The 9,481-nt window shown below is 72.6% G+C and carries 5 protein-coding genes; all 5 read right to left on the bottom strand.

Features of this window, described 5'->3' with window-relative positions; genetic code table 11:
* Positions 1 to 23 precede the first annotated feature (23 nt).
* Entirely contained in the window at positions 24 to 4,961 is a 4,938-nt protein-coding gene (locus ACFUEL_RS28200; RefSeq protein ID WP_380239582.1) for an NAD-glutamate dehydrogenase, read from the bottom strand.
* 292 nt (positions 4,962 to 5,253) lie between these two features.
* On the bottom strand, positions 5,254 to 6,837 hold the full coding sequence (locus tag ACFUEL_RS28195; protein WP_380239583.1) for an aldehyde dehydrogenase family protein: 1,584 nt from the start codon (positions 6,835 to 6,837) through the stop codon (positions 5,254 to 5,256).
* 95 nt (positions 6,838 to 6,932) lie between these two features.
* On the bottom strand, positions 6,933 to 7,589 hold the full coding sequence (locus ACFUEL_RS28190; protein WP_380239580.1) for an HAD family hydrolase: 657 nt from the start codon (positions 7,587 to 7,589) through the stop codon (positions 6,933 to 6,935).
* 212 nt (positions 7,590 to 7,801) lie between these two features.
* A complete protein-coding gene (locus tag ACFUEL_RS28185) occupies positions 7,802 to 8,629 on the bottom strand; it encodes an aldo/keto reductase (RefSeq protein WP_380239579.1) in 828 nt (275 codons plus the stop codon).
* Positions 8,630 to 8,661: 32 nt separating this feature from the next.
* Positions 8,662 to 9,481, bottom strand: an 820-nt coding sequence (locus tag ACFUEL_RS28180) for an MFS transporter (RefSeq protein ID WP_380239578.1), incomplete at its 5' end; no start/stop codon positions are given.

Below are 9,481 nucleotides of genomic sequence, written 5' to 3'. Positions count from 1 at the left end.
CCCCCGGCCGGACCGTCCCCGCCTCAGCGGCCGTTGCGCAGCAGGGTGCGGATCACCCGCATCGCGACGGAGAGGCTGGACAGCTCGTAGTTGTCGGAACCCCTTATGTCGTCGAGCGTGGTGCGGGCCCGGCTGAGCAGGGTGCCGTTGAGCTCGGCCCAGGCCGAGTAGCGCTCCTCGGGGCTGGATCCGGCGGGCCCGGCGGCGAGCACGTCCGCGGTGAGGGCGGCGTGCGCGGCGAACAGGTCCTCGCGGATCGCGGCGCGGGCCATCGAGGACCACCGGTCGGTGCGCGGCAGGTCGATGACCCGGTCGAGCAGGTGGCTGATCTGGAGCCGGTCGCCGAGGTCGTAGTACAGCTCGGCGACCTCCATCACGTCGGTGTCCGAGCGGTCCGCGACGCCGACGATGTCGAGGGTCGGGAACGCGGAGGACAGTCCGGCGATCCGGGTGGCGAGCTCGTCGGGGACGCCGGCCGCGGACAGCTCCCGGTGGACGGACTCGAACCAGGCGAGGTCCTCTCCGGTGAGCGGCTTGGGCAGCGCGTCCCAGACCTGGTTGACCCGGTCGTGGAAGAACGCGATGGTGTCGGCGATGTCGAGCGGCTGCCGGTTGTTGAGCATCCACCGGGTGGCGCGCTCGACCAGGCGGCGGGCGTGCAGCCGCATCTTGGTCTGGACGCCGGCGGCGACCTTGTTGTCGAGGCGTTCGACCTGGTCCCAGATCTGCTCCAGGCCGAAGACCGCGCGGGCCGCGGCGTGGGTGCGGGCGATCTCCTCCATGGTCGCGCCGGTCTCCTCGCGGAGCCGGAACGCGAAGGTGCAGCCGCCGCGGTTGATCGTGTCGTTGACGATCAGGGTGGTGATGATCTCGCGGCGCAGCGGGTGGTGGTCGATCTGCTCGGCGAACCGGGCCCGCAGCGCGCTGGGGAAGTACGCGTGCAGCACGTCCCGGAAGTACGGGTCGTCGGGCAGGTCGGTGGCGAGCAGCTCGTCGGCCAGGGTGATCTTGGTGTAGGCGAGCAGCACCGACAGCTCGGGCTGGGACAGGCCGCGGCCGGCCTGCTGGCGGTCGCGGATCTGCTTCTCGGTGGGCAGGTACTCCAGCGCCCGGTCGAGCTGTCCGTTGGCCTCCAGCCGGTTGATCATGCGGGAGTGCACGTTGACCATGCTGGCGGCCTGGGCGACGGCGTTGGCCAGGACGACGTTCTGCGCGTAGTTGTTGCGCAGCACCAGGTGGCCGACCTCGTCGGTCATCTCGGCGAGCAGGGCGTTGCGCTGCTTGACCGTCAGGTCGCCGTCGGCGACGACCTGGTTGAGCAGGATCTTGATGTTCACCTCGTGGTCGGAGGTGTCGACGCCGGCCGAGTTGTCGATGGCGTCGGTGTCGATCCAGCCGCCGGCGCCTTCCGGGCCGCCGCTGGAGGCGAACTCGATCCGGCCGAGCTGGGTGCAGCCGAGGTTGCCGCCCTCGCCGATCACCCGGGCCCGGACGTCGCCGCCGTTGACCCGGATCGCGTCGTTGGCCTTGTCGCCGACCTCGGCGTTGGTCTCGGCGGAGGACTTGACGTAGGTGCCGATGCCGCCGTTCCAGAACAGGTCGACGGGGGCCTGCAGGATGGCCTTCATCAGCTCGGCGGGGGTGAGCTTGGCGGCGTCGGTGCCGAGCCGCTCGCGGATCTGCGCGGAGAGCTGGATGGACTTGGCGGAGCGCGGGTAGACGCCGCCGCCGGCCGAGATCAGCGACTTGTCGTAGTCGTCCCAGGAGCTGCGCGGCAGGTCGAACAGCCGGCGGCGCTCGGCGAAGGAGACCGCGGCGTCCGGGTTCGGGTCGAGGAAGATGTGCCGGTGGTCGAAGGCGGCGACCAGCCTGATGTGCTCGGAGAGCAGCATGCCGTTGCCGAACACGTCGCCGGACATGTCGCCGATGCCGATGACGGTGAAGTCCTCGGTCTGGGTGTCGACGCCGAGTTCGCGGAAGTTGCGCTTGACGGACTCCCAGGCGCCGCGGGCGGTGATGCCCATGCCCTTGTGGTCGTAGCCCGCCGAGCCGCCGGAGGCGAACGCGTCGCCGAGCCAGAAGCCGTACTGCTCGGCGACGCCGTTGGCGATGTCGGAGAAGGTCGCGGTGCCCTTGTCCGCGGCGACCACCAGGTAGGTGTCGTCCTCGTCGTGGCGCACCACGTCGAGGGGGTGCACGACCTCGCCGGCCACCAGGTTGTCGGTGATGTCGAGCAGCGCGGAGATGAAGGTCTTGTAGGAGGCGATGCCCTCGGCGAGCCAGGCGTCGCGGTCCACCGACGGGTCGGGCAGCTGCTTGGCGACGAAGCCGCCCTTGGCGCCGACCGGCACGATGACGGTGTTCTTGACCATCTGGGCCTTGACCAGGCCGAGGATCTCGGTGCGGAAGTCCTCGCGCCGGTCGGACCAGCGCAGGCCGCCGCGGGCGACCTTGCCGAAGCGCAGGTGGACGCCCTCGACGCTGGGCGAGTACACCCAGATCTCGAAGGCGGGGCGCGGCGCGGGCAGGTCGGGGATGGCCTTGGGGTCGAACTTCATCGACACGTAGGAGTGCCAGCGGCCCTCGCCGTCGTGCTGGAAGAAGTTGGTCCGCAGGGTGGCCTTGATCAGGTGCAGGAAGGAGCGCAGGATGCGGTCCTCGTCCAGCGAGACGACCTCGTCGAGGGCGCCCGCGAGCTCCTCCAGGATGCCCTCGGTGAGCTCCTCGCTGCCGGACCGGTGGCTGGGCGAGAGCCGGGCCTCGAACAGGTTGACCAGCAGCCGGGTGGTGTGGGTGTTGTTGCGGAGCGCGTCCTCCATGTAGTCCTGGGAGAACGTGGAGCCGGCCTGCCGCAGGTACTTGGCGTAGGCGCGCAGCACCACGGCCTGCCGCCAGCTCAGCTTGGCGGTGAGGACGAGCTCGTTGAAGCCGTCGTTCTCGGCCTCGCCGCACCAGGTGGCGGAGAAGGTGTCCTGGAAGCGCTCGCGGTCGTCCTCGGTGAGGTCGGTGCCCTCGCGGAGCTTGAGGCCGAAGTCGACCACCCAGGCGGTGGTGCCGTCGGTGCGGCGCAGCGCGTACGGGTGCTCGTCGAGGACCTCGACGCCCAGGCGCTGCAGGACGGGGAGGACCTCGGTGAGCGAGATCGGGCCGCCGACCCGGTAGATCTTGAAGCGGCGCTCGTCGTCGCTCGCGCCGACCGGCTGGTACAGGTTGAGCCGGAAGTCGCCCTCGCCGCTGAGCGACTCGATCTGCTTGAGGTCGGCGACGGCGGTGCGCGGCGGGAAGTCGGCGCGGTAGCCGTCGGGGAAGGCGGTGGCGTACTTGTGCGAGAGCTCGGCGGCGCGCTCCTCGCCGAACTCGCTCTGCAGCTGGTCGTTGAAGCCGTCCATCCAGAACCGGGCGGCCTCGGCGAGCCGGTTCTCGATCCGCTCGATGTCGGAGTCGGACAGCTGCGGCAGCTCGGCGCCGGGGGCGACCCGGACGACGAAGTGCAGGCGGGTGAGCACCGACTCGGTGGCGTACACCGTGTAGTCGATGGTGTCGCCGCTCAGCTCGGTCTTCAGGATGTCGGTGAGGGCGAGCCGGATCCGGGTGGTGTAGCGGTCGCGCGGCAGGTAGACGTACGCCGAGTAGTAGCGGCCGTACTCGTCCTGGCGCAGGAACAGCCGCAGCCGGCGGCGCTCCTGGAGGTACAGGACGCTGGTGGCGATCGACTGGAGCTCGGCAGCGGCGGTCTGGAACATCTCGTCGCGCGGGAAGGTCTCCATGATCTGGAGCAGGTCGCGCCCGTCGTGGCTGTCGCCGGAGAAGCCCGCCCCGTTCATGACCTCCTGCACCTTGCGGCGCACCACCGGGATCCGGGTGACGGACTCGGTGTACGCGGCGGAGGAGAACAGGCCGAGGAAGCGGCGCTCGCCGACCGGCTCGCCGGCCGCGTTGAACTTCTTCACGCCGACGTAGTCGAGGTACGCGGTGCGGTGCACGGTGGCGCGGCTGTTGGCCTTGGTGAGGACCAGCAGCTTCTTCTCGTGCGCCTTGGCGCGGACGGGGGCGGACAGCCGCCCGAACGCCTCGGAGACCGGGTGGTGGTCGGTGTCGTGGCTGAGCGGGTCGGCACGCAGGATGCCCAGGCCGGTGCCGGCGACCGCCTTGAGCACCTCCTCGCCCTCGTGCTCGACCAGGTCGTACTCGCGGTAGCCGAGGAAGGTGAAGTGGTCGTCGGCGAGCCAGCGCATCAGCTCCCAGGCTTCGCCGACCTCCTGCTCGGGCAGGTGCGCGGGGGGCTCCTCGGCGAGTTCGTCGGCCAGCCGGAGCGCGGAGTCGCGCATCTTCGACCAGTCCTCGACGACCTCGCGGACGTCGCCCAGCACCCGGCGCAGGCCCGCCTCCAGGGTGCGCAGGTCCTCGCGGTCGGTCTCGCGGTCGATCTCGATGTGCATCCAGGACTCGACCACGGCGTCGGCGGGCCACTCGGTGCCGGCGGCCTGGGCGCGGTTGCACGCGTCGGTGTCGAGGATCTCCAGCAGCTTGCCGGTGATGTCGCGGCGCACGGCGAGCTGCGGGTGGACGACCAGGTGGATGGCGCGGTCCAGGCGGGTCAGCTCGTTGGTGACCGAGTCGACCAGGAAGGGCATGTCGTCGGTGACGACCTCGACCACGGTGTGGCCGCAGGACCAGCCGTTCTCCTCGACGGTCGGGGTGTGCACCCGGACCTCGGCGGTGCCCTGCGGGCGCTTCAGGCCCAGCCGGTAGTGGGAGGCCGCGGCCCCGTACACGTCCACCGGGTCCCGGTTGATGACGTCCTCGGGGGCGGTGTGGAGGTAGTAGTGGTGCAGGTAAGCGGCCAGAGCACCGTTGCTCAGGCCCTCCCCCGGCGCCGCTCCCCCCACCTGGCTGTTCTCAGCGGCTGCTGCTGCTTTCCTGAGCAGGTCGGCCTTGGCTGCGTCCAGCTTGGTCTGCATGGCTGTTTGGCTCCTGTCGCGCGCCGTTGCGTGACTCGGTGATGACTGTGGGTGCACCGCCGGGCCCCGTCGGCAATCCTCCCGCACGCGAGGGGTGAAAAGCGCTCAAGGCACGCATGAGTCGCGTTCCGCCCGGGTACGACAGTACGTTTGGCCTGCCTGACCGATAACCGGCGACGTCGTCAGCCTAGCCTGACGAAACGAAGGTGTCAGGGGACACCGAGGCACAATCCCGCAGGAAGATCCAACCTTCCTGGACACCTTGTCCAACGCCTTTCCGATTCGGTGTCCGTCATTCGGGTGACCACTCCATGTGCGGGTGGACGTAGTCGGTCGGCGGGGTGAACGTCTCCTTGATCGACCGGGCGGACGTCCAGCGCAGCAGGTCGCGGGCCGCGTCCGCGCCGCCGTCCGCGGACGGCTCGCCGTTGACCCGCAGGTCGCCCGCGGCGAAGCGCAGCCGCTCCACCGCCCCGGCCAGCGCCCGCCGCTCCCGCCCGAACACCGAGCCGCCGGCCGGCCCGCCGTCCGGGGCGTCCCGGGCGACCAGTTCCAGCGCCTCCTCCCAGCGGGCGTCCTCGTACACCTGCACGGCCAGCAGCGGCCCGGCGCCGCCGTACCGGTCGGTGCCGCCGAGCAGCACCGTGGGCCGGACGAACCAGCCGATCGCGTCGTCGTACTGGCCGCCCGCCAGCAGCTGCACCCCGGGGTCGACCTTCGCCCGCTCGACCGCGTCCACGGCCGCGTCGAAGGCCCGCCGGTCGATCAGCGCGCCCATGAAGTTGCTCAGGTCGGTGACGTCGCCGACGGCGAGTTCGTCCACCTCGCCGAGCAGGTCGGCCCGGATCCGCCGCCACAGCTCGCGCGGCAGGTACGCCCGGGACAGCGCGGAGCGGCCCTGGCCCTGGTACTCGAAGGCGCCGCGGACCAGCGCGGTGCGCACCGCCGCCGGGTCGGCCGAGGGGTGGGCGAGCAGGAAGTCCCGGCCGCCGCCGCCCGTGCCGACGATCCGCGGGTAGCCGCGGTAGCGGGCGATGTTCGCGCCGACCTCCCGCCACAGCCGCTGCAGGACGGGGGTCGACCCGGCGAAGTGCACCCCGGCCAGCGCCGGGTCGCGCAGCGCGACCTCGCCCACCGCCTGCCCGTCGCCGGTGACCAGGTTGACCACCCCGGGCGGCAGCCCCGCCTCCTCCAGCAGCAGCACCGTCAGGTGCGCGGCCAGCGTCTGGGCGGGCGCGGGCTTCCACACCACGGTGTTGCCCAGCAGCGCGGGCGCGGTGGGCAGGCTCCCGGCGTCCGCGGTGGAGCCGGCCGGGGTGAGCGCGCAGACGAAGCCCTCCAGCGGGCGGTGGTCGGCCCGGCTCCACCCGCCGGGCCCGGAGCGCGGCTGCTCGGCCAGCAGCAGCCGGGCGGCGTGCGCGTCGGAGCGCCAGCGGTCGGCCAGCGCGCACACCGCGTCGGCCTCGGCCTGCCGCACGGCCTTCGACTGCCCGAGCACGGTCGCCGCCACGAGCGTCTCCCGCCACGGCCCGGCCAGCAGGTCCGCGGCGCGCAGCAGCACCGCCGCCCGGTCGTCGAACGGCAGCCGCCGCCACTCCTCCCCGGCCGCCAGCGCCGCGTCCACCGCGGCCCGCACGTCGGCGGCGGTGGCCGCGCCCAGCACGCCGAGCCGCGCCGCGTGGTGGTGCGGCTGCACCAGCTCGGTGCGCTCGCCGCCGCCGAGCCGGCGCTCCCCGCCGATCACCATCGGCAGCGAGGTGTGCCGCCCGGCCAGCTCGTCCACTCTCCGCACCAGCCGGGCCCGTTCGGCACTGCCCGGCGCGTACTCGCGGGGCGTCTCGGGGACGGGGGCGGGGACGGTGGTGACCGCGTCGATCGGCATGGTGCGGGGGTGCTCCCTAGGGGTTCGGCTGTCGGCTGTGTCCCTCCCACCCTGGACGCGCCCTCCCCCGCCGTCCGGGCGTGACACGCCTACCCGGCGAGTTCCTCCGCCACCGCGACGGCCTCCGCGAGCGAGTCGACCACCGGCACGCCGAGGTGGACCAGCTTCTCCCGGGTGTGCGAACCTCCGGTGTACAGCACCGACTTGATGCCCGCGGCCAGCGCCGCCTCGGCGTCGTCCGCGGCGTCCCCGATCAGCACCGTCCGCCCGCGGTCGATCCCGCCGCCCAGCGCGTCCAGGTGCACCGCCAGGTGTCCGGCCTTGCGGCCGCCGGACTCCCCGCGCCGCCCGTCCACCCGGGTGAAGTACCGGGTGATCCCGAACGCGTCCACCGCCGGGACGAGCTTCTCGTGCCCGTACATCGACAGCACGGACTGGCTGCGCCCGGCCTCGACCCACCGCGACAGCAGTTCCTCGACGCCCGAGGTCAGGGCGCAACTCGGGAACAGCTCGGTGTACTTGGCGTCGAAGGCGTCGTCCAGCACCAGCCACTCCTGCGCGGTCGGCAGCCGCCCCATCAGCCGCTCGTAGAACCGCGGGATCGGGATCTCGTAGTGCGCCCGGTACTCCTCCAGCGTGATCGGCGCGACGCCCACCGTCGCGAAGGCGGCGTTGCTCGCCCCGACCACCGCCGCCATGTCCTCCAGCAGGGTGCCGTTCCAGTCCCAGACTATGTGTGTACGCACCCGCCCAGGGTAAGGGGCGCCGGCCGCCGGTCCTCCCGCCCGGTCAGGCCCGGTCCCGGTCATCCGGGTACTCGGCGTGGAGGTCGGCCGGGTCGCTCGGCGCCCGGGCGGGCGCGGTCCGGGCGGCGCCTGGCTCGCGGTCCGCCGACAGGGGCGCGCCGACCGCCTCCCGCCTCCTCGCACCGCGGCGGGGAACGGCGCCCGGCGGCCGGTCAGTTGAAGGCGTCCGGGTCCGGGCCGGTGCGCAGGCCCCGGTCGGTGGCGGCGATCGCGGCCATGTCCCCGTCGGTGAGCGCGAAGTCGAAGACGTCCAGGTTCTGCCGGATCCGGGCCGGGGTGACCGACTTGGGGATGACCAGGTTGCCGAGCTGCAGGTGCCAGCGCAGCACCACCTGGGCGGGGGACTTTCCGGTGCGCGCGGCGATCGCGGTGACCGCCGGGTCGTCCAGCACGGCGCCCTGGGCGAGCGGGCTCCACGCCTCGGTGGCGATGCCGTGCGCGGCGTGGAAGGTGCGCAGTTCGGCCTGCTGGAGGCCGGGATGCAGCTCGACCTGGTTGACGGCCGGAACGGGTCCGCCCGCCTCGATCAGCCGGGTCAGGTGCGCGGGCCGGAAGTTGGAGACGCCCGCGGCGCGGATCCGGCCCTCGGCGGCGAGGCGCTCGATGGCCTTCCAGGACTCGGCGTACCGGCCCCGGGCCGGGGCGGGCCAGTGGATCAGGTACAGGTCGACGTACTCCAGGCCGAGCCTGTCGAGGCTGGCGTCGAAGGCCCGCAGGGCGGCGTCGTGGCCCTGGTCGGCGTTCCACAGCTTGGTAGTGACGAACAGCGCCTCGCGCGGCAGCCCCGAGGCGGCCAGCGCCCTGCCGACGCCGCGCTCATTGCCGTAGACCGCGGCGGTGTCGACGCGGCGGTACCCGGCCTCCAGGGCGGCGGCGACGGCCGCGGTGGTCTCCTCGTCCGGGACCTGGAAGACGCCGAAGCCGAGCTGCGGCATCTCGACGCCGTTGTTGAGGGTGACGTCGGGGACGGTGGTGCTCATGTTCCTTCTCCAGTACGGGAGTTCGATGATCTTCAGGAGTGCAGCACGGGGACGCGGACGACCGCGGGAGCGGCCTTCGACCGGCGCTCCAGGGCGGCCGAGACCAGGGCCAGCACCAGCGCGGAGGCGGCCAGCAGCGCGCCCACCCAGTTCGGGGCGGTGTAGCCGTACCCGGCGGCGATCACGGCGCCGCCGAGCCACGCGGCCAGCGCGTTGCCCAGGTTGAACGCCCCGATGTTGACGGCCGAGGCCAGCGTCGGCGCGCCGTGCGCCTGGTCCAGGACCCGCTTCTGCAGCGGCGGCACGGTGGCGAAGCCGAGCGCCCCGATCAGCAGCAGGGTGACGGCGGCGGTGGCCTCGTTGCGGGCGGTGACGGTGAACAGCGCGAGCACGACGGCCAGCGCACCCAGCGTGGTGAACAGCATCGGCATCAACCGGCGGTCGGCGAACCGCCCGCCCAGCAGGTTGCCCAGGAACATGCCCACCCCGAGCAGCACCAGCAGCCAGGTCACCGAGCCCTCCGAGAAGCCGGCGACCCCGGTCATCATCGGCTTGACGTAGGTGATCGCGGCGAACACCCCGCCGAAGCCCAGCACCGTCATGCCCATCGCCAGCACCACCTGCACGTTCTTGAACGCGGCCAGCTCCCGCCGCAGGTGCGCCCCCGGCGGCCGGGGCAGGTCGGGCACCAGCTTGGCGACGCCCAGCAGCCCGACCACGCCGAGCGCGGCGACGGCGGCGAAGGTGGCCCGCCAGCCGGCCTGCTGGCCGACGAACGTGCCCAGCGGCACGCCGACGATGTTGGCCACGGTCAGCCCGGTGAACATGGTGGCGATCGCCCCGGCCTTCTTC

It is taken from the genome of Kitasatospora sp. NPDC057198, from assembly GCF_042670125.1.
Classification (GTDB): domain Bacteria; phylum Actinomycetota; class Actinomycetes; order Streptomycetales; family Streptomycetaceae; genus Kitasatospora.
Note: the sequence above shows the minus strand (reverse complement) of the source record. Positions and strands in the feature narration are given on the sequence as shown.

What these genes read in the sequence shown, in the direction of transcription:
- ACFUEL_RS28200 (WP_380239582.1), bottom strand. Translation starts at nt 4,961, where the DNA reads ATGCAGACCAAGCTGGACGCAGCCAAGGCCGACCTGCTCAGGAAAGCA.
- ACFUEL_RS28185 (WP_380239579.1), bottom strand. Translation starts at nt 8,629, where the DNA reads ATGAGCACCACCGTCCCCGACGTCACCCTCAACAACGGCGTCGAGATG.